Raw genomic sequence first — 21,502 nt, forward strand, 5'->3', positions numbered from 1 at the left:
AAGACATGAACACAACATGACTTGTGCTTTTTGGAAATGCGCTGTCTGCACCTTTATGGCGTTGCGGCTTTCACAAATCATAACATTTCTGCATTTGGGGTGAGGATTTTCTGCGCTATATTTTATGTGCGCCCATGTTTGACATAAAGATATGTTTATGTCATCAAGTCAACTTATCGGAAGAAAAGGCAGGATAAATCATGGGCGCTTCACTGGATAATTTGTTTGGCTCGGTCGCGGAAAAGCAGGATGGGGCGGAAGTTTTCAGTGCTTTGCAAAAAGCGGCACGGGAACGAATCCTCATTCTCGATGGCGCTATGGGCACGCAGATTCAGGGGCTTGGTTTCCATGAGGAGCACTTTCGCGGCACACGTTTTGCCGGCTGTGAATGCCATTTGCAGGGCAATAATGACCTCCTCACGCTGACCCAGCCGCAGGCCATTGAAAATATCCATTATGCCTATGCCATGGCCGGCGCTGATATTCTTGAGACCAATACATTTTCTTCCACCTCTATTGCTCAGGCGGATTACAGCATGGAGGCAGCGGTTTATGAGCTGAACCGTGATGGCGCCCGCCTTGCCCGTCGTGCAGCCTTGCGGGCACAGCAACAGGACGGGCGCCGCCGTTTTGTGGCAGGTGCCCTCGGGCCCACAAACCGCACGGCATCCTTGTCGCCGGATGTGAATAATCCGGGTTACCGCGCTGTGACTTTTGATGATTTGCGCATTGCCTATGCCGAGCAGATCAATGGTCTGATTGATGGCGGCTCGGATATTATCCTGATTGAGACCATTTTTGATACGCTCAATGCCAAGGCAGCCGTTTTTGCCTGTGAACAGGTTTTTGCAGAAAAAGGCATTCGCCTGCCTTTGATGATCTCCGGCACAATCACCGATCTCTCAGGGCGCACCCTTTCCGGTCAGACGCCGACGGCTTTCTGGTATTCGCTGCGCCATGCCCGCCCTTTTACCATCGGGCTGAACTGCGCGCTCGGTGCCAATGCCATGCGCGCCCATCTGGCAGAACTGAGCAATGTGGCGGATACTTTTGTGTGCGCCTATCCCAATGCCGGCTTGCCAAATGAATTTGGCCGCTATGATGAAACGCCGGATGTTATGGCCGCGCAGATGGAGGATTTTGCCCGTGAGGGGCTGGTTAATGTGACGGGGGGCTGCTGTGGCTCCACACCGGAGCATATTACCGCAATTGCTGAAGCCGTGCGCAAATATGAACCGCGCAAGATTGTAAAACTGGCGCCATTGATGCGTTTGAGCGGCCTTGAGCCTTTTACACTGACCAGGGATATTCCGTTTGTGAATATTGGTGAGCGCACCAATGTTACCGGTTCTGCGCGCTTTCGCAAATTGATTACCGCGGGTGATTACACCGCGGCGCTCGATGTTGCCCGTGATCAGGTTAATAACGGGGCGCAGATTATTGATATCAATATGGATGAAGGCCTGATCGACAGCCAGAAAGTGATGGTTGAATTTCTCAACCTTCTGGCTGCAGAGCCGGATATTGCCCGGGTGCCGATAATGATCGACTCATCCAAATGGGAGGTTATTGAAGCCGGCCTGAAATGCGTGCAGGGCAAATCACTGGTTAATTCTATTTCGCTGAAAGAGGGGGAGGAGGCTTTTATCCATCATGCCAAACTGGTGCGCGCCTATGGTGCTGCCGTTGTGGTGATGGCCTTTGATGAGGCCGGACAGGCAGATACGCAGCAACGCAAGGTCGAGATCTGCACCCGTGCCTATAAAATTCTCACCGAAAAGGTTGGTTTCCCGCCGGAAGATATCATTTTTGATCCTAATGTTTTTGCTGTGGCTACCGGTATTGAGGAGCATAGTAATTACGGCAATGATTTTATCAATGCAGCCAGAGAAATCACAAAAACCCTGCCGCATGTGCATATTTCCGGTGGTGTCTCCAACCTGTCTTTCTCGTTTCGCGGCAATGAGCCGGTGCGTGAGGCAATGCATGCGGTGTTTCTTTATCATGCCATTCAGGCTGGAATGGATATGGGGATTGTAAATGCCGGCCAGCTTGCGGTTTATGAAACCATTGAGCCGGAACTGCGTGAGGCCTGTGAAGATGTGGTGCTGAACCGGCGCAGTGATGCAACTGAGCGCCTGCTGGAGTTGGCAGAGCGTTTCCGGGGGGTAACAGGCAGGAGCGCACAGGAAAAAGATCTGAGCTGGCGTGAATGGAGTGTTGAAAAACGCATTGAACATGCACTGGTCAACGGTATTACTGAATATATTGAGGTTGATACGGAAGAGGCGCGTCAAAATGCCGAGCGCCCGCTGCATGTGATTGAAGGGCCGTTAATGGCCGGTATGAATGTGGTGGGGGATCTGTTTGGCTCTGGTAAGATGTTTTTGCCTCAGGTGGTGAAATCTGCCCGTGTGATGAAACAGGCCGTGGCGGTTCTGCTGCCTTATATGGAGGCGGAAAAAGCACAGAATGGCGGGGAAGAAAGCCAGAGTGCCGGTAAAATTCTCATGGCAACGGTTAAGGGCGATGTGCACGATATCGGCAAGAATATTGTTGGTGTTGTGCTGGCCTGTAACAATTATGAGATTATTGATCTTGGCGTCATGGTGCCTGCGGCAAGGATTTTACAGGTCGCCCGTGAGGAGAAAGTGGATATGATCGGATTATCCGGTCTCATCACACCATCTCTGGATGAAATGGTGCATGTGGCATCAGAAATAGAGCGTGAGGGTTTTGACCTGCCCTTGCTGATTGGCGGAGCCACAACAAGCCGTGTGCACACAGCCGTTAAAATCCATCCCAAATATCAGCGTGGTCAGGCTGTTTATGTGCTCGATGCCAGCCGGGCGGTCGGCGTCGTGTCGCAGCTTTTGTCGCCGGAGCAGAAAGACAGCTATATTGCCGATATTCGCGCGGAATATGCCAAAGTAACGGCTGCTCATGAGCGTAGTGAGGCAGAGAAGAAGCGTTTGCCGCTTGCGCGCGCCCGTGAAAATGCACAGAAGCTGGACTGGGGAAACTATCAGCCGCCAAAACCGGCTTTTCTCGGGACAAAAGTCTTTGAGACCTATGATCTGGAAGAATTGTCACGTTATATTGACTGGACGCCGTTTTTTCAGACTTGGGAACTCAAGGGGCGTTTTCCTGCAATTCTAGAGGATGAGAAGCAAGGCGCTGCCGCGCGCCAGCTTTATGAAGATGCGCAGGCCATGCTCAAAAAAATCATTGATGAAAAATGGTTTGCCCCCCGTGCCGTTATAGGTTTCTGGCCTGCAAATGCAGAAGGGGATGATATTCATCTTTATAAGGATGACAGCCGTCAGGAACTTATGGATATATTCTATACGCTGCGGCAGCAATTATCCAAACGTGACGGCCGCCCGAATGTGGCGTTATCAGATTTTGTTGCGCCAAAACACAGCGGAAAGGCCGATTATATTGGCGGCTTTGTGGTCACTGCCGGCATTGAGGAAGTGGCAATTGCTGAGCGTTTTGAGCGCGCCAATGATGATTATTCCTCTATTCTCGTCAAAGCCTTGGCTGACCGTTTTGCAGAAGCATTTGCAGAAGCCATGCATGAGCGTGTGCGCAAGGAGTTCTGGGGCTATGCCGGGGAGGAAAATTTTACACCCGAGCAATTGATAGGCGAGCCCTATGCCGGTATCCGTCCGGCGCCAGGCTATCCCGCACAACCGGATCATACGGAAAAGACCACCTTGTTCCGCCTGCTGGATGCTACAAAAACCACAGGTGTGGAGCTGACAGAAAGTTTTGCAATGTGGCCCGGCTCTTCCGTATCGGGGCTCTATCTTTCCCATCCGGAGAGCTATTATTTTGGTGTTGCCAAGGTTGAGCGTGATCAGGTGCAGGATTATGCCGCGCGCAAAAATATGCCCGTGGAAGAAGTGGAACGCTGGTTGGGGCCGATTCTTAATTATATGCCTGATGCCTGAGCAATAGTGCATTATATAGGGCATTTATGACAGGGCAGGCGCAGCGATTGAATAAAAAACTGCGGCGCCTGCCGGTAAGGAGTTTTTCTTTTACAATAAAAATATTTTTCCTCGCGATATATTTCATCTTTTTATAAATTTTGTTCATCTGTCGTTCAGCTTGATTGGGTGATATTTCCGTTGCGCAATCAATGGATTGCACCAGATTCACCGGTGTTTAAAATGCTGAGCTGTTTCAGCGAATGCCGCTGTCTGCAGCTATAAGGTCACTCATTATGAAACGCTTTATTATTGCAATTGCTGCCCTTGGTATGATCGCTCCTGTCGCCGCACAGGCTGCATCTTCCGCTTCAACCCCTGTTGCCGTTCAGACACAGAAAACCTCTGCTGTCGCCAAGGCACAGAAATCCATGACACAAAAGGCCGCTGCCCATAAGACTGTTAAGGGCAAAAAAGCCGCTCTCCATAAAACGACCAAGCAGCCGGCAAAAAAGGCAGCAGCCAAACAGACTAAAAAATAATTTTAAAAGACCGGAATGCCGGATTTCCCATCCGGTTGAAGGTAGTTTTTTTGAATGCAAGGCATAAATATCGCAAGATATTTATGCCTTTTTAATCGGGTAGAGCGGTGTTTTCTGATTAAAAAGCTGAAATGCTCTAGATCAGACCATTGACATAATTTGCAATGGCCATGCTGGAAGTGAGCCCCGGGCTCTCAATGCCAAACAGATTTACCAATCCTTCTATTCCATGCTGTTGCGGGCCGGAAATATAAAAATCGGCGGCTGCTTCGCCTTTGCCGCTGAGTTTGGGGCGGATGCCGCTATAGGTTGCCTGCAAGGCACCGTCCGGCAAGTCCGGCCAATAGCTGCGGATGGCAGCATAAAAACGCTCGCCCCGTTGCGGGTTGACAGAATAATCAGGATTGACGGCTGAGCTGCCTTGCTCAAGCCATTCCACATCAGGGCCAAATCGCATCTGTCCGTTAAGATCCAGCGTCAGATGAACACCAAGCCCGCCGTCTTCCGGCACCGGATAAATCAGATGCGAAAACGGATTCTTACCGGTCGCAGAAAAATAATTGCCTTTTGCAAGGTAAAGCTCCGGCACAAATTTCGCCGATAAGCCTTCTGTGTTGGAGGCAATAGTTTGTGCGCCAAGGCCTGCAGCATTAATGAAACACTCTGCCAGCAATGTGAATTCCTCACCGCTTTCACGGTCACGGGTGGTGATGCAAAAACCGCCGGACATATGCTTAATACGCATAATCTCTGTGTTGAAGGCAATGGCAGCACCGTTATTTTCTGCATCTCCCTGCAAGCTCAGCATCAGTGCGTGGCTATCAATAATACCGGTGGAAGGGGAGAATAAAGCCGCTTTTGCGCGGATGGAGGGTTCAAGCGCGTGCACTGCATCTGCATCCATTTTTTGCAAATCATGCACGCCGCAGGCCGCAGCGCGGGCGGCAATGTTATCAAGGGCTGCACATTGGCTATCAGATGTGGCAACAATGAGCTTGCCGCAGCGTTTATGCGCAATGCCCTGCGCCTGCGCATAAGCATAAAGCCGCTCCTTGCCCTCAACACAAAGCCGTGCTTTCAGGCTGCCGGGCTCATAATATATGCCTGCATGAATAACTTCAGAATTGCGCGAGGATGTTTGCGTGCCGATCATATTTTCGGCTTCCAGCACCAGTGTTTCAAAACCGTGCAGCGCCATTTCACGCGCGATGGCCAGCCCAACAACGCCAGCGCCTGCAACAACACAAGCAATTTTTTCCATCAGTCTCCCCGCAATCAAATAACCGTTGCAGTTATGACGGCTGGCAATGCGCAAGCCAAGCAAAAAGAACAGGACTGTCCTGTATTATGGCAGGTTTTGCACATGTGAGAACAGCATTCCACTAGCTGCAATAATAGCGCAATGAAAATGACATTAGCCGTGTAACTTCAAGATTTCATCCTTTCTCATCTTTGTGGGTTTTAGGCAGGATAAGGCCAGTTCAATTCTGGTTTATGCCATTATTCCAATGGCATGGCTGCAATATATGGAAAACACTATGAGCCTGGCGCTGCATTATGCGGATCTTGTGCCGCTTTCTCAGGATGCACCGGTCACCGTCAGGGATCGGGCAATCAGCCCGTTAACCCATCTGCAAAGGCTGGAGGCGGAAGCAATTCACATTTTTCGTGAGGTGGCCGCCAGTTTTGCAAAGCCGGTCATGCTTTATTCCGTAGGCAAGGATTCTTCTGTCATGTTGCATCTGGCGCGCAAGGCTTTTTATCCTGCGCCGCCGCCTTTTCCGTTTCTCCATGTGGATACAACATGGAAGTTCCGGGAGATGATCGCTTTTCGTGATGCACAGGCTAAAGCTTTCAAGCTTGATCTTCTGGTGCATATTAATGCTGAAGGTGTGAAAGCGGGCATTAATCCTTTTGTTCATGGTTCCAATGTGCATACGGATGTGATGAAAACACAAGCCCTGAGGCAGGCGCTGGATAAATATGGTTTTGACGCGGCCTTTGGCGGTGCGCGGCGGGATGAGGAGAAATCCCGCGCCAAGGAGCGGATATTCTCGTTTCGCAATGCATCCCATGGCTGGGATCCGAAAAATCAGCGTCCGGAAATGTGGAATATCTATAATACGCGGATCAAAACTGGTGAATCGATCCGTGTGTTTCCGTTATCCAATTGGACTGAGGCTGATATCTGGCAGTATATTTATCAGGAAAATATCCCGATTGTGCCGCTTTATTTTGCGGCTCCGCGCCCCGTGGTCAGGCGCGATAATATGCTGATGCTGGCCGATGATGAAAGGCTGCAATTGCGGGCGGGCGAGGTTGTTGAAACCCGTATGGTGCGTTTTCGCACATTGGGTTGCTACCCGTTAACAGCGGCGATTGAATCACAGGCGCAGACCTTGCCGCAAATTTTGCAGGAAATGTTGCTGACACGAACTTCTGAGCGTCAGGGACGCCTGATCGACCGCGATGAGAGCGGCTCCATGGAAAAGAAAAAGCGGGAAGGATATTTTTAAAATGACAGCAAGCATTTCCCGCAAAATTATCCGCCCGGAGGGTGCAGAAAATGCAAATGACAGCCCTGCGGTTATCGCCAATCTGCAACTGCATGAGGATAAGGCGCATTTGCGTTTTCTTGCCTGCGGATCTGTTGATGACGGCAAATCCACGCTGATCGGGCGGTTGCTCTATGAGGCCAAGGGTCTTTTTGAAGATCAGATTGAGCAGCTGGAGCAAGATAGCCGCAATCATGGCACCACAGGTGGTGATATTGATTATGCATTGCTGGTGGACGGGCTGGAAGCCGAGCGTGAGCAAGGGATCACCATTGATGTGGCTTATCGGTTTTTTGCAACGCCAAAACGCCGTTTTATTGTGGCAGATACGCCCGGACATTTGCAATATACGCGCAATATGGTGACGGGTGCCTCCAATGCTGATTTGGCGATTGTTTTGGTGGATGCCCGTAAAGGCCTGCTTGAACAGACGCGGCGCCATAGTTTTATTGCAGCACTTTTAGGCATTCGCCATATTGTGCTGGCGGTTAACAAGATTGACCTGATTGGCTATGATGAGGCGGTCTTTAACAAAATTGTTAAGGATTATCAGGATTTTATCAAAGATCTTGGGTTCACGACCATTCAGGCTATCCCGCTTTCGGCACGTCTTGGCGATAATGTCAGCACGCGCTCACAAAATATGCGCTGGTATCAGGGGCCGCTCTTGCTGGAATGGCTGGAGAATGTGGCGGCAGACAGAGCGGCTGAAGCAGATGCCGGGTTTCGTTTCCCTGTACAATATGTCAGCCGGCCTCATGCGGATTTTCGGGGATTTGCCGGTACAATTGCCTCCGGAAAGGTTAGTACTGGGGATAAGATTGTGGTGGCGCGCTCGGGAACGCAAGCCACAATCCGCTATATTGTAACAGCAGACGGCGAGCTTGAAACTGCACAGGCAGGACAGGCCGTTACATTGGTGCTGGAAGAGGAGCGCGATATTTCCCGCGGGGATATGCTGGCTCATCCGCAGGCGCGCCCGCAGATCAGTGACCGGCTGGCAGCACATCTGGTCTGGTTCGGGCAGGAACCGCTCAGGCCGGGGCGGCACTATTGGCTGCGCAGCCAGACAGATCAGGTCAGTGCCACTGTTACCAATCTGCATTACCGGATCAATATTGAAGAGAGTGAGCGCCAGTTTGAACACCAGCCCGCAGAACAATTGCATCTCAATGAGATCGGGCAGGTGGCTTTGCAGCTTTCCTCCGCTTTGGCTTTTGATCCTTATGAGGAAAACCGTGCCACAGGCTCTTTTATTCTGATCGATCGCCTGACCAATGCAACCGTTGCTGCAGGGTTGATTGATCATTCCTTGCGCAAGGCCTCGCATGTTCATCTGCAGGCTGCCAAAATCAGCGCTGCAGACCATGCCGCGCAAAAATATCAGAAACCGGCACTTTTATGGTTTACCGGCCTTTCAGGCTCAGGAAAATCAAGTATTGCAACAGTTCTGGAGCAGCGCCTGCATGTGGCAGGCAAGCACACATTCATCCTTGATGGCGATAATTTGCGCCATGGCTTGAACAGTGATCTGGGTTTTTCAGAGGAAGATCGCCGTGAGAATATCCGCCGTTTGGCAGAGACGGCGCGTTTGATGCTGGATGCCGGACTGATTGTGCTGGTATGCGCAATCTCGCCTCTGGCGCAGGATCGCGCGCTGGCGCGCAGGCTTGCCGGTGATTATGAGTTTGCGGAAATATTTGTTGATACGCCGCTTGCGCTTTGCGAGGCCAGAGATGCGAAAGGGCTTTATGCCAAAGCCAGAGCCGGAAAAATTCGTGATTTTACCGGCCTTGATGCTCCTTATGAGCGCCCTGAAACACCGGAATTGCATTTGCAGGGGCAGGCTGGCACTGAGGATGATTTGGCAGATGAGGTGGAGAAATATCTCAATCAGCGTGGGATAATCCGCACCTATGCCGGCGAAGGATGGTCGATCTGATGTGAGGACGGGCTGATCTTAATTGCGATATCCGATAAGGCGATGATATAATATGCCTGCAAAATATGAGGATCAGCATGGCAGGGAATCAGAATAGTTTGGCCACGGCTGAATTAATGGCAATCATGCAGCAGGCAGCACTTGAGGCGGGGCGGCAGATTATGCATTTCTATGCCGCCGGTTGTGTTGTCACCTTCAAGCCTGATGCTTCCCCTGTCAGTGAGGCTGATCATGCGGCAGAGGCTGTTATCCTTAAATATTTGCATGGCTTCTTGCCGGATATCGCAGTGATTGCAGAAGAGGAAATGGCGGCCTGCAGCGCGATGAAGCAAATTGGCAGCAGATTTTTTCTGGTTGATGCTCTGGATGGCACCCGGGAATTTGTGCAGCGCAATGGCGATTTTACTGTGAATATAGCCTTGATTGAGCAGGGTGTGCCTGTGGCAGGTGTTGTCTATGCGCCTGTGCGCAAACATTTATATTGCGGATCAGCGGCAGGGGCATGGCAATATGTGGCCGATCAGGCGCAAAGCCTCGTCTTGCAGCATGGGCAGCCTTTGCAGGTGCGTGCCGGAGGGAAGGAAAAGATAGCCGTAGCCAGCCGGTCTCATAATACACCGGAAACGGAGGCCTATTTGCGCGAGCAGGCAATCACATCCTGTATCAGTGTCGGTTCATCGTTGAAATTTTGCCTGCTGGCGGCAGGCAAGGCCGATATTTATCCGCGTTTCAGCCGCACAATGGAATGGGACACTGCCGCTGGTGATGCGGTGTTGCGTGCGGCAGGAGGCAAGACACTAACCCTTGATAATGCGCTCCTGACCTATGGCAAGCGCAGCCCCCGGCCGGGGGATGATTTTGCCAATCCTCACTTTATCGCTTATGGCGGCTGAGCACAGATATTTGAAATTATATCCGCCCGCAACTGCGCAGCTGTGCCGCATAGCGTTGAGAAATATTGGTTGCTTTGCGGGCTGCATTTTGCACAGCCTGATTGCCGCGCCAGCTGCCCTTTGCATAGCCGCCATGGCCGGCATAATAAGCCAGATAGAGATTATAGGGATCGTTGAGTGAGATACCGTTTTTGATATTGCTCTGGCGATGGTACCAGCCAACAAAATGGATGGCATCGCCAAAATTGGTGCGGCTTGCACCATGGCGTCCGGTTTCACGCATATAACGCGCCCAGGTGCCGTCCAGCGCCTGTGAATAACCATAGGCTGATGACTGGCGCTTCCAGGGGATAAAACCAAGCAATTTGGTGCGTGGCGGGCGGGCATAGGGCTGAAAACTGGATTCAGTATAAATTGTTGCCATCATGATCGGAATCGGCACGCCAAAATCACGTTCTGCTTTTTTGGCATCCTTGTGCCAATTGGTGATCCAGCCATCGCGCTGGTCAAAAATTGCGCAGGCATTATTGACAGATTTGGGAGCTGAGGCACATCCGGCAAGAAAAACAGCAAGAATGAGAATAAATTTTTTCATGGCGGCATCTCTCAGACAAAACAGATATTTTCGCTTTGCAGTGTAATCTGCCTGCAAAGCGGCATAACAGTTATGCCGGAAGCATAACGCCAAAAGTTTTGGCAAAATGTGGTCTAAACGGGTTTGGAACGATAATGTTTGTTTGCGTGGTTAATCACGGGTTAAGCGTGCGCCTGAAACATTTCTGATTTGCTGCCATTGTGCGCCTGTCAGGCTTTGCCTGACAATCTGATTAAGCATTCAGGCTTTGCCTGGCCATTGTTGCCGGCCAGCAAAATGCATGACAGAAGAAAAAACAGGCGAAATAAAATAGCCGGCTTATCCGTAACAGATATTAATCTGTATAAGATGCGTTATTATCAAGCCGATCTTTAAGGAGGAATGGTCGGAGCGAGAGGATTCGAACCTCCGACCCCCTGATCCCAAATCAGGTGCGCTACCAGACTGCGCTACGCTCCGTTGACCGTGAGCCGGCTTATAGCGCCGCATTTTGCTCTCTGCAAGCAAATTATGCAAAAAAATCAAAACAATTGTTTATTATGCGTTTTTTGCGGTTTGGGTGTTGAAAACACGCTTTTTTAACGGAGCGTTTTTCGTACCGTAAAACGACCTTGAATCTGCATATATTCGTAAAGAAAGAAATTATTACTTTATAAATAAACCAATATAATCAATTATTTAGTTCCTATATTTTCAGATAAAAATCTATTGGATTTTTCTGTTTTTGATGAAAATTTGCTTGGCAAAGATGAAAATTCAAGCCTATGCTCTTTTTATCAGGGTTGAATGGTTTTCAGCTGTTGTTGACTGTGCGGGGCAGCCCCCGTCACGGCGTGCATATTTTTTGATTCTTTTCAGGGGCGAATATGCAGACATATATGAGACAGAAGCAAAATCAGGCAAATTATCCGCAGGCTGATCAGGCTTTGGATAATCATGTTCCGGACAATCATCTTCTGGCTGATGGCTTTGTACCGGTTTCCGGAATTTTTACGCAAGAGGCGCTGTCGCAGGAAAATCAGCCCCTGATCCGGCCGGAAGGGTTCAGGGAATATGATGCGCGCTGGTGGCTGGGCTTGAATGGTTCAGAGAAAGCGCCTGAAATTAATCTTGCCGGTATTGAGGCTGTCGGGCTGGGGCTTGCACATATGCTGCATCAGCGCAATGCTGATCCGGCAATTATTGTGGGTCATGATTTGCGCAGCTATTCCCTTGCTGTCAAAACCGCTTTTATCAGAGGGCTTGTTTCAGGCGGTGCGCAGGTTTGTGATATTGGCCTTGCTCTGTCGCCAATGGCATATTTTGCACAATTTGCATTGAATATTCAGTCGGTAGCCATGGTCACCGCATCGCATAATGAGAATGGCTGGACGGGGCTTAAAATTGGTTTTGAACGCCCTTTTACCTTTGCCAATGCAGATATGGCAGAGTTGAAAACCATAGTGTTGCAGCAAAAAGCGGCGCGTATCGGCGGTGGCAGCTATCACTTTGCTGGCAATGTGGGCAAGCTCTATGCCACAGCCCTGACGAAAGGGCGTTTTTTATCGCGCAGGCTTAAAGTAGCAATTATCTGCGGCAATGGTACGGCGGGTTTGTTTGCGCCGCAAATCCTGCGCCTTATCGGCTGTGATATTGTTGAGGTAGATTGCGAGCCGGACTGGCACTTTCCGCATTATAATCCCGATCCTGAAGCTGCGCCGATGCAAAAAGCAATGATAGCAGCAGTCAGGGAGCATGGGGCTGATCTGGCTTTTGGTTTTGACGGGGACGGCGATCGCTGTGGCGTGGTTGATAATGAGGGCAATGTGCTTTTTGCAGATCGTGTCGGGCTGTTGCTGGCACGTGAATTTTCGGCACGCCATCATGGCGCGCATTTTGTTGTTGATGTCAAATCAACCAGCCTGTTTGCAACAGATCCGGTTTTGGCGGCACATCAGGCTACGGTTGAATACTGGAAAACCGGCCATTCTTATATCAAGCGCCGTTTGAAAGAGTGCTGCGGATTGGCAGGGTTTGAAAAATCCGGCCATATTTATTTGTGCCCGCCTCTCGGACTTGGTTATGATGACGGGCTTGCAACGGCAATAGCCGTGTGTGAAATGCTGGCAGAACATCCCGGGCAGACACTGGCCGGATTACACCGGCAATTGCCACCGAGCTTTGCCTCGCCAACCATCAATATACCCTGTTGTGACCGGCTTAAATATGATGTTGTCGGGCGCATCACGGCATATTTAAGCCGTCTTGAACGGGAAGGGCAGTGTTTCTGCGGGCATGAAATCACAGATATTTTGACGATTAACGGCGCGCGTATCACCGTGGCTGACGGCACATGGGGGGTGATCAGGGCGTCTTCCAACAAGCCGGAACTGGTGATGGTGGCAGAAAGTCCTGTCTCCCCTCAACGTTTGCAGGCAATGCTCGCAGCACTGGAAGATGTGCTGCAGGTTTTCAATATATATAATACATGAAAATAACAAATACAGATTAAAAATAATGAATATAAACAAAGTGTTGATAGCTTGTACGGGGGTATGGCTATGGCATATGATCTGGCAGCGCCGGAATTTGAAACAGGGAATAAGCTTAATTTACCGTTTTTAAGTTTTGTGATGTGTGGCGGCAGCGGCACGCGTTTATGGCCTTTGTCGCGGGCTGACAGGCCAAAGCAGTTTCATGCCCTGCATGGCGACAAGAGCCTGTTAACAGCCACTTTGGAGCGGTTGCAGGCGCAATCGTTTTTTTTTGAACCGCATCAATATGATCGGCGTGGCACAACACCGCCTGCAAATTCATCAGGCAATCGCCGCTTGCAACAAACCGGATACGGGTGCCTCCGGCATAAAGCTGATACTGGAGCCGGTGGCGCGCAATACTGCCGCAGCCATTGCCGTGGCTTGTGCAACAGCCTTGCGGGAACATGATGATGCATTGCTGTTATTGTGTCCGGCAGATCATGCAATATCAACAGCGGGTCAGTTCTGGCACAGTGTGAGACAGGGCGTTGCTGCCGCTATGCAGGGGGCTGTCGTCACTTTTGGCCTGTTACCGGAACGGCCGGAAACGGGTTATGGTTATATTGAGGCGGATAATATGCAGGGTGAGGTTTTTCCCATCCGCCGCTTTGTTGAAAAACCGGATTATGACACAGCGGTGAATTTTATCCGTCAGGGCTGTTTTTTCTGGAATTCCGGTATTTTTCTGGCGCGCGCCCGCATAATATGCAGGGCTTTTCTGGAATATGCGCCGGATATATGGCAGGCCGTGCAGGCCGCGCTGAACGGGGCGGGCAGGGGTGGAGAGGCAGATATTCTGCTGCCGCAGAAAGCCTATGAGGCAATACCGGCCATTTCCTTTGACCATGCGATTATGGAAAAGCTCAATAATTGCGCAATGGTGCCGGCATCATTTTACTGGAGTGATCTTGGTTCATGGCAATCTTTGCTGCATTTCCAGCAAACCCGCCATGAGGAGGATAGCCGCGGTAATATTATTAGCGGCGATGTGATTGCTGAGGGCTGCCATAACAGCTATCTGCGCAGCGAAAGCGGATTGCTTACGGTGTCCGGTCTTGCGGATATGGCGGTTATCGCAACGGGTGATGCCACATTTGTTGCCCCGCTGGCGCAGGCACATCATATGCAGGCGGTGATCGGGCAGCTTGAGGCACAAGCCCGCAGAGAATTATATTATGCGCCGGCTCCCCCTTTATCGGACTGGCACACACAGGTGCGCCATTGGTTATTTGATAAGGCGCTGCCTTATTGGGCGGCAAACGGGGTGGATTATCAAAATGGCGGGTTTTATGAGCGCCTGTCCCTGCAGGGCAAGCCTGTGGCTGGTCTGCGCCGGTCACGCACCATGGCGCGGCAGATCTATGCTTTTGCCAAAAGCCATATGGCGGGATGGGCAGGGGAGGAGGCGCTGCCGCTGATCACGCATGGTCTGGCTTTTATGCAGGCTCGGGGGCGCAGCCAAAAAGCTGGCTGGCTGCAGTCTTTTCATGCTGACGGGGCTGTGGCGCAGGAGGGGCATAATTTTTATGATCAAACCTGCATGTTGCTGGCGCTGGCCTATGCCAAGGCGGCAGGGCACAATCATGCTTTGCACTTGGCGCAGGAGACGTTTTATTTTCTCGATAAAGAAATGGCGCATCCTGAAGGCGGCTTTTTTGAAACGGATGCTGATCGCAATCAGGCTGGTGCAATATTGAGCGCGAATGCACATATGCATTATCTGGAAGCGTGCCTTGCCTGGCATGAGATAAGCGGGGACACGGGTTTTCTGCATCGTGCAGCAGAGATTGCGGAGCTGTGCCACCATGTTTTTTTCGATCAGGATAACTGGTGTATCGGTGAGTTTTTTGACCGGAACTGGCAGCGGGCAAGAGCCGGACAAGGTGATTATACGCAGCCGGGTCATGCGTTTGAATGGGCTGCATTGCTTAGTGATTATGCGCTGCGCACCGGCTGTATGGCTTCCCGTCAGATAGCGTTTCGCTGCTATAGCCACGCAATGGCGGCCGGCACAAACCGCACAACCGGTCTGGTTTATAATGCCCTGTCACGGGCAGGCAGGCCGCTTGATCGCGGTAGCCGCAGCTGGCAGCAATGTGAGGCCATTAAAGCTGCTATTATGCTGAACGGATATAATGATATTGATTTGCGGCCGGAAATTGAAAGCCGGATTGAGACATTGTTTCGCTGGCATTTGCAGCCGGCACAACAAGGTTTATGGATTGATCAGATTGATCATGCGGGCATCAAGTGTTCCGGCTTTGTGCCTGCCTCTATTCTCTATCATCTGGTCAGTGCCTTGACGCTCTTTCTGGAAAAGACCGGAGCAAAAAATATGCCGGATCATGCGGCAGCCAAAATAACGCGGAATGATTCAGGCTCTTTTCATGCAGCATCATATCTGCCGGTGTGATGCTAATGTGCTGCGTGATTTGCGGCGTGTTGTCTGGCTATGGCCAAAAAGCTTCATGTTAAAAAACAGGCTATTTACCGGGCATTGCCGGTTTCTTGAAGTACAGATAGCGAGTGTTCTCCTGGTGGCATTATCGTGATCAATGGTGGAAATTATTGTCATATGAAATAAACTTGACAGGATACCGGTTTCATCTGCTTGTGTTCAGCCAATGATAGGCTATCTTGAGAACTTCTGTTTTTGTGAGCATCGGGCGGATTTTTATGCAACATTCTCCACGACATCGCGCCATTCTTGAACTGGCCAAACTCAAAGGTCAGGTTTTGGTGGATGATCTTGCAGAGCGGTTTCAGGTCAGTCCGCAGACAATCCGTAAAGATCTTAATGATCTGTGCCGCTCACAATTGCTCACGCGCACCCATGGCGGGGCGCTGTTTCCGTCGGGTGTGGAAAATCTGGAATATGAGGCGCGCCGGCAGATTGCCGCTTCTGAAAAACAGGCCATTGGCAAGGCCGCCGCGGCATTGATACCGGAAGGCGCATCATTATTTATCAATATTGGCACGACGACCGAGGCTGTCAGCCAGTATTTGCTGGCACATAGTCAATTAATGGTTATTACCAATAATATTAATGTGGCGAGCCGGCTGCGTGTTTATTCCGGCATTGAGGTCATCATTGCCGGCGGTGTGGTGCGTGCCAGTGATGGCGGCATTGTTGGTGAGGCGGCAGTTGATTTTATCCGCCAGTTCAAGGTGGATTATGCGATTATAGGCGTTTCAGCCATTGATGCGGATGGGGCCTTGCTGGATTTTGATTATCGTGAGGTCAAGGTGGCGCAGGCAATTATCGCCAATGCCCGTCATGTGATTCTGGTTGCTGATTCCACCAAAATGGAGCGCAGTGCGCCGGTACGGATGGGGCATTTATCGCAAATTGATACTTTTATCACCGATGAATGCGCAGAACCGGCCTTGCGGCAAATTTGTGCCGATCATGATGTGAGATTGATTGAGGCGATGAAACAGAACAATCCGGCCTGACTATAGCCAGCTTTATCACGCATGACAGGATATTGCAGGCAAGTGTGCGGTGCGGTTCTCCCGGCATCTGCCTATTGGCAAGGCAAATAGCCGCCATTACCCTGCAACAGGCAATCTATTTGTGTGAAGTTTCGTTTTTTCGCTCGATTTAGTTTCGTTTTTTACTATATTGCTTTCATGTGGTGGCCGCTGCCGCATAAAAGGCGATTTTGGTGCGCACTTTTTAAGGTGTCACAGCCCTGTCAATTTTTCATGCTTCAAGCAGCGGGATATTTTACAGGCATGGCTTTTCTGCGGAGTTTGCGGCGTGGTTGCAAATACGGATTTTGATATTTTCATTATTGGCGGCGGTATTAATGGTTGCGGTATTGCCCGTGATGCGGCAGGGCGCGGCTATCGCACGGGCCTTGCTGAAATGAAAGATCTTGCCAGCGGCACGTCTTCGCGTGCAACCAAGCTGATTCATGGCGGTTTGCGCTATCTGGAATATTATGAGTTTCGACTGGTGCGGGAAGCATTGATGGAGCGTGAGGTGATATGGGCCAATGCACCGCATCTGGTTAAGCCGATGCGCTTCATCCTGCCTTATCATCGTGGCGGTTTGCGTCCGGCATGGCTGTTGCGGCTTGGTCTGTTTCTTTATGATCATATTGGCGGTCGTAAATTGCTTCCTGCAACACGCACGCTGAATATGCGCACAGACAAGGCGGCTGCACCGCTCAAAGACCTGTTTACCAAGGCATTTGAATATTCTGATGAATGGGTTGATGATGCGCGCTTTGTTGCGCTCAATGCTATGGATGCCAAAGAGCGGGGTGCAGATATCCGCACCCGCACCAAGGTTACCAGTGCAAGGCGCATTGGCGGTATCTGGCATATTACGCTCACAGATCTGCGCAGCAATCAAACAAGCGAAATCACATCACGCCTTCTGGTGAATGCCGCAGGGCCGTGGGTTGACCGTGTTCTTGCCGGCATGGAAGGGCTGGCAGAGGTGCATAATGTGCGCCTTGTGCAGGGCAGCCATATTGTGGTGCGCAAGAAATTTGATGGCGAGCGCTCTTATTTCTTCCAAAATAATGACGGGCGCATTATTTTTGCTATTCCTTATGAAAATGATTTTACGCTGATCGGCACCACGGATCAGGATTATCATGGTGATCCGGCAAAGGTGGAAATTACTGATCAGGAGACAGATTATCTGTGCGCTGCCGCCAGCGAATATTTCCGTGATCCTGTGTGCCGCGAGGATATTGTCTGGTCTTATTCCGGTGTGCGCCCGCTCTATGATGATGGTGCCGATAAGGCGCAGGAGGCCACCCGCGATTATGTGCTGAAGGAAGATGCCGGTGAGGGCAAGGCACCTTTGATCAATATTTTTGGCGGTAAAATTACCACTTATCGCCGTTTGTCTGAGCATATGCTGCAAAAAATTGAGTATTATCTGGGTAAAAAAGGTGCGCCATGGACACATAAGGCACCTTTGCCGGGCGGAGATTTTCCTGTGCAGGATTTTGGCCGCATGAGTGCAAAACTCAGCGCTTATTATCCTTATCTTACACCTGCACATGCGGCGCGTTTGTTCCGCATGTATGGCACGCGTGCCCAGTGGGTTTTGGGTAATTCCGCTGGCTATAAAGATCTTGGCCGGCATTTTGGCGCTGATCTTTATGAGGCGGAAGTGCGCTATATGATGGTGCAGGAATGGGCGCTGACGGCGGAAGATATTGTCTGGCGGCGCAGTAAGCTTGGCCTGCGTATGAGTGACAGTGAAATTGCAGCACTTGATGATTTTATGAAAGCTGAAACCGGCTATCAGGGCGCCTGAATTTGCAAATATTGGCCGCGTTTTAACCAATGCGGCTTTAGCCGGTGCAATGCCGGTTTGCCGCTCGCGCAATCTTGTTCTTCACAGCAGGTTAAATCTGGACTATCATTGCCCGCAGACTTTGAATGAAGTGGCGGAATATGTTGAAGCCGAATATCCGGGCAGGTCATCCGGCCAATGAGGTGGCTGGTTATCTGCAATAAGCCGCATTTAATTCTTTTCATTGTGCCATTCCGCATTCAGGCCGCGTTATAAGGGCTTTTGAAGGCGGGGCAGGTATCAAAAAAGCGAACAGGTAAAAATCTGTCCGGATCTGTAAAATACATTCGTATTTTGGGCAAAAAATCAGGCTTTTTCGTTTTCCGTATACAGTGTCAGTATTGTCATATCTTGCCGGCTTTTTTTAAAATGCTGGTTGAAAATGCTCTGGGAGGGGCATGGGATGGACATCGGGGCAGGCGGTATATCGGTAATAAGTGCGGAGCGGGCAGGTTTTGCAGCCCATGCTGAGCGGATACATTCAGCTATAGGCGGCAATGGCGCGGCGCGTTCTGCCCTTATTGCCTCATGGCAGCGTTCTGCACGTTTGCATGGCCTGCAACCGCAAAATACCGGCAGGCCACAAACCATCAGCGAGCAGGAATTGCGGCAATTGCGCGAGCATAGCGGGGCGCTTATCCATTTGGCGCAGCCGGTGCTTGACCGGTTGTTTTTATCTGTCGGCGGCATTGGCTGCTGTGTTTTGCTGGCTGACAGCAATGGAGTGCCGGCAGAGCGCCGCGGTGCCGCTGCCGATGATGATACATTCCGCCAATGGGGATTGTGGACAGGGGCAATCTGGAGTGAAGCCAGTGAAGGCACCAATGGCATTGGCACCTGCATTGTTGAGCAGCGCGCGGTTACCATACACCGCGAGCAGCATTTTCATGCCAGAAATGCGGGGCTTTCCTGTTCTGTTGCCCCGATTCATGATTATTTGGGGCGTCTGGTGGCGGTGCTGGATGTCTCTTCCTGCCGTTCAGACCTGACAGAAGCCTATGCAGGCCTGATATTTGCCGCTGTCAATGATGCGGCGCGCAAAATCGAGACGGATTATTTCCGCTATCATTTTCAACAAGCCCGTATCGTTTTTGCACCGGTGGCCGAGCATAACAGCGGTGCATTATTGGCCATTGACCGTGATGATATGGTGATTGGCGCCAGCCGTGCGGCACGGATTGCGCTGGGGCTTGGCGAGGATGGTTTGAAAGGTCCCGTTCCGGCAGCGGATTTTTTTGGCAATCCGGATGATCAGGCAACGGATTTGGCTGAAGCTGAGCGTGGCGTGATTATTCGCGCGCTTGCCCGTGCGGAGGGCAAGGTATCGCTGGCAGCAAAAATACTGGGCATGAGCCGTGCAACCTTGCATCGCAAGCTGAACCGGTTGCAGATTTTGCGCCCGCAAAACGGGCGCTGACACAGCCACTTTATTTTGTTGCGCAATCAATGCGGTGTATTTTTATTCTGTCCTGGAAACTGTCTCATTCTTGCGACATTGCCGGCAATTGACTGCCGTGAACACTCAGCCTGTCACATGACAGGCTGAGGGATTCGGGCAAGATTATTGGAGGAGCCGGTATTTGATCTGAGGAGAGGTCTGTGCCGGTGTGTGAGGCGCATACGGATGGCCGGATATTATCTTGCAGAAAGATGCGCATTGAAGACAGGGAGAGAGACTATGAATAAGGTTGAGGTAAGCCGGACAAGTCATCCGAAATTTGCCAAACGCTATGGCAATTTTATCGGCGGTAAATGGGTGGAGCCGAAATCTGGACGTTATTTTGAAAATATTTCACCGGTTAACGGACAGGTTCTTTGTGAAATTGCCCGTTCCGATGCTGCTGATGTGGAACTGGCGCTGGATGCTGCCCATGCCGCCAAAGAGGCCTGGGGGCGCACCAGTGCTGCAGAACGTGCATTGATCCTTAATAAAATTGCCGACCGTATGCAGGATAATCTGACTTTGCTTGCTGAGGCGGAAACCTGGGATAATGGCAAGCCTATCCGTGAAACCACCAATGCTGATCTGCCGCTGGCAATTGATCATTTCCGTTATTTTGCCGGTGCCATACGCGCGCAGGAAGGTGGAATTTCTGAAATTGATCATGATACGGTTGCCTATCACTTCCATGAGCCATTGGGGGTTGTCGGGCAGATTATTCCGTGGAATTTCCCGATTTTGATGGCGGTGTGGAAACTGGCGCCGGCACTGGCTGCGGGTAATTGTGTGGTGTTGAAACCGGCAGAACAGACACCGGCTTCCATTTTGGTGCTGGCAGAACTGATCGGCGATCTCCTGCCTGATGGCGTGCTTAATATTGTCAATGGTTTTGGCCTTGAGGCCGGCAAGCCTCTGGCCTCCAGCCCGCGCATTGCAAAAATTGCCTTTACAGGTGAAACCACCACCGGCCGCCTGATCATGCAATATGCCAGCCAAAATCTTATTCCGGTTACACTGGAGCTGGGCGGCAAATCGCCCAATATCTTCTTTGAGGATGTGACAGCGGAAGATGATGATTATCTTGATAAGGCAATTGAAGGTTTTGTTATGTTCGCCCTTAATCAGGGTGAGGTATGCACCTGCCCGAGCCGCGCGCTGATTCATGAAAAAATTTATGATAAATTCATGGAAAAAGCCCTGAAACGGGTCGATGCGATTGTGCAGGGCAACCCGCTTGATCCGGCGACTATGATCGGGGCGCAGGCTTCACAGGAACAGTTGGAAAAAATCCTTGCATATCTGAATATTGGTCGTCAGGAAGGCGCACAGGTGCTGGCTGGCGGTGAGCGTAACCAGCTTGGCGGTGATCTGGCCGGCGGTTTCTATGTCAAGCCGACGGTTTTTAAGGGCAATAACAAGATGCGGATTTTTCAGGAGGAAATTTTTGGTCCTGTGGTCTCTGTCACAACATTCAGGACAGATGAAGAAGCCTTGTCGATTGCCAATGATACACTATACGGCCTTGGCTCTGGTGTGTGGACGCGTGACGGCAACCGTGCTTACCGTTTCGGCCGTGGTATTCAGGCAGGCCGCGTCTGGACAAACTGCTATCATGCTTATCCCGCTCACGCAGCCTTTGGCGGTTATAAGCAATCGGGTATCGGGCGTGAAAATCATCTGAAAATGCTTGATCATTACCAGCAAACCAAAAATATGCTGGTGAGCTACAGCCCCAAAAAACTGGGCTTTTTCTGATCATA

At 50.8% G+C, this 21,502-nt stretch carries 14 protein-coding genes, 1 tRNA gene and 1 pseudogene; 12 read left to right on the top strand and 4 right to left on the bottom strand.

Going from position 1 to position 21,502, the window contains the following annotated elements:
• Positions 1 to 200 precede the first annotated feature (200 nt).
• Positions 201 to 3,956, top strand: coding sequence for a methionine synthase (gene metH / locus ACSTTO_RS10960; RefSeq protein WP_439273219.1), 3,756 nt, complete (start codon positions 201 to 203; stop codon positions 3,954 to 3,956).
• Positions 3,957 to 4,231: 275 nt separating this feature from the next.
• Positions 4,232 to 4,477 (top strand): hypothetical protein, encoded by a 246-nt coding sequence (locus tag ACSTTO_RS10965; RefSeq protein ID WP_439273220.1) that lies wholly within the window; start codon positions 4,232 to 4,234, stop codon positions 4,475 to 4,477.
• 136 nt (positions 4,478 to 4,613) lie between these two features.
• On the opposite strand, the gene ACSTTO_RS10970 is transcribed toward ACSTTO_RS10965, so the two are convergent.
• Entirely contained in the window at positions 4,614 to 5,738 is a 1,125-nt protein-coding gene (locus ACSTTO_RS10970; RefSeq protein ID WP_439273221.1) for an NAD(P)/FAD-dependent oxidoreductase, read from the bottom strand.
• Positions 5,739 to 6,015: 277 nt separating this feature from the next.
• Between ACSTTO_RS10970 and cysD the strand changes: the two genes are divergently transcribed.
• From cysD to cysQ, 3 genes are all read left to right on the top strand, one after another.
• Positions 6,016 to 6,993, top strand: a complete 978-nt coding sequence (gene cysD, locus ACSTTO_RS10975) for a sulfate adenylyltransferase subunit CysD (protein WP_439273222.1) — start codon at positions 6,016 to 6,018, stop codon at positions 6,991 to 6,993.
• Between the two features lies 1 nt (position 6,994).
• On the top strand, positions 6,995 to 8,974 hold the full coding sequence (gene cysN, locus ACSTTO_RS10980) for a sulfate adenylyltransferase subunit CysN (protein WP_439273223.1): 1,980 nt from the start codon (positions 6,995 to 6,997) through the stop codon (positions 8,972 to 8,974).
• A 65-nt stretch (positions 8,975 to 9,039) separates the two neighbouring features.
• A complete protein-coding gene (cysQ, locus tag ACSTTO_RS10985) occupies positions 9,040 to 9,867 on the top strand; it encodes a 3'(2'),5'-bisphosphate nucleotidase CysQ (RefSeq protein WP_439273224.1) in 828 nt (275 codons plus the stop codon).
• Positions 9,868 to 9,883: 16 nt separating this feature from the next.
• Here the strand turns inward: cysQ and ACSTTO_RS10990 are convergent, their stop codons facing one another.
• Positions 9,884 to 10,462, bottom strand: coding sequence for a transglycosylase SLT domain-containing protein (locus ACSTTO_RS10990; protein ID WP_439273225.1), 579 nt, complete (start codon positions 10,460 to 10,462; stop codon positions 9,884 to 9,886).
• Positions 10,463 to 10,844: 382 nt separating this feature from the next.
• Positions 10,845 to 10,921: transfer RNA gene (locus ACSTTO_RS10995), tRNA-Pro, on the bottom strand.
• 419 nt (positions 10,922 to 11,340) lie between these two features.
• Between ACSTTO_RS10995 and ACSTTO_RS11000 the strand changes: the two genes are divergently transcribed.
• The 5 genes and pseudogenes from ACSTTO_RS11000 (at position 11,341) to glpD (ending at position 18,262) form a co-directional block, all read left to right on the top strand.
• Entirely contained in the window at positions 11,341 to 12,933 is a 1,593-nt protein-coding gene (locus ACSTTO_RS11000) for a phosphomannomutase/phosphoglucomutase (protein WP_439273226.1), read from the top strand.
• 141 nt (positions 12,934 to 13,074) lie between these two features.
• Positions 13,075 to 13,185: pseudogene (locus tag ACSTTO_RS11005) on the top strand (sugar phosphate nucleotidyltransferase); the annotation flags it as partial.
• Positions 13,186 to 13,207: 22 nt separating this feature from the next.
• Positions 13,208 to 15,391 (top strand): AGE family epimerase/isomerase, encoded by a 2,184-nt coding sequence (locus ACSTTO_RS11010; protein WP_439273227.1) that lies wholly within the window; start codon positions 13,208 to 13,210, stop codon positions 15,389 to 15,391.
• A 263-nt stretch (positions 15,392 to 15,654) separates the two neighbouring features.
• The gene (locus tag ACSTTO_RS11015; RefSeq protein WP_439273228.1) at positions 15,655 to 16,434 is read left to right on the top strand and encodes a DeoR/GlpR family DNA-binding transcription regulator; all 780 of its coding nucleotides are present in this window, start codon (positions 15,655 to 15,657) and stop codon (positions 16,432 to 16,434) included.
• Positions 16,435 to 16,741: 307 nt separating this feature from the next.
• Positions 16,742 to 18,262, top strand: coding sequence for a glycerol-3-phosphate dehydrogenase (glpD, locus tag ACSTTO_RS11020; protein WP_439273229.1), 1,521 nt, complete (start codon positions 16,742 to 16,744; stop codon positions 18,260 to 18,262).
• Here the strand turns inward: glpD and ACSTTO_RS11025 are convergent.
• Positions 18,250 to 18,486: a hypothetical protein gene (locus ACSTTO_RS11025; RefSeq protein ID WP_439273230.1), complete on the bottom strand. Its 237-nt coding sequence runs from the start codon at positions 18,484 to 18,486 to the stop codon at positions 18,250 to 18,252. The two genes, glpD and ACSTTO_RS11025, sit on opposite strands and share 13 nt — an antisense overlap.
• Positions 18,487 to 18,704: 218 nt before the next feature.
• Here ACSTTO_RS11025 and ACSTTO_RS11030 point away from each other — a divergent pair, with 218 nt between their 5' ends.
• Both ACSTTO_RS11030 and adh read left to right on the top strand, forming a co-directional pair.
• Complete coding sequence (locus tag ACSTTO_RS11030) at positions 18,705 to 19,718, top strand: GAF domain-containing protein (protein ID WP_439273231.1); 1,014 nt, start codon at positions 18,705 to 18,707, stop codon at positions 19,716 to 19,718.
• Positions 19,719 to 19,979: 261 nt separating this feature from the next.
• Complete coding sequence (adh, locus tag ACSTTO_RS11035) at positions 19,980 to 21,497, top strand: aldehyde dehydrogenase (RefSeq protein ID WP_439273232.1); 1,518 nt, start codon at positions 19,980 to 19,982, stop codon at positions 21,495 to 21,497.
• Positions 21,498 to 21,502 lie beyond the last annotated feature (5 nt).

The organism is Pseudochrobactrum albidum, from assembly GCF_051851455.1.
Classification (GTDB): Bacteria; Pseudomonadota; Alphaproteobacteria; order Rhizobiales; family Rhizobiaceae; genus Pseudochrobactrum.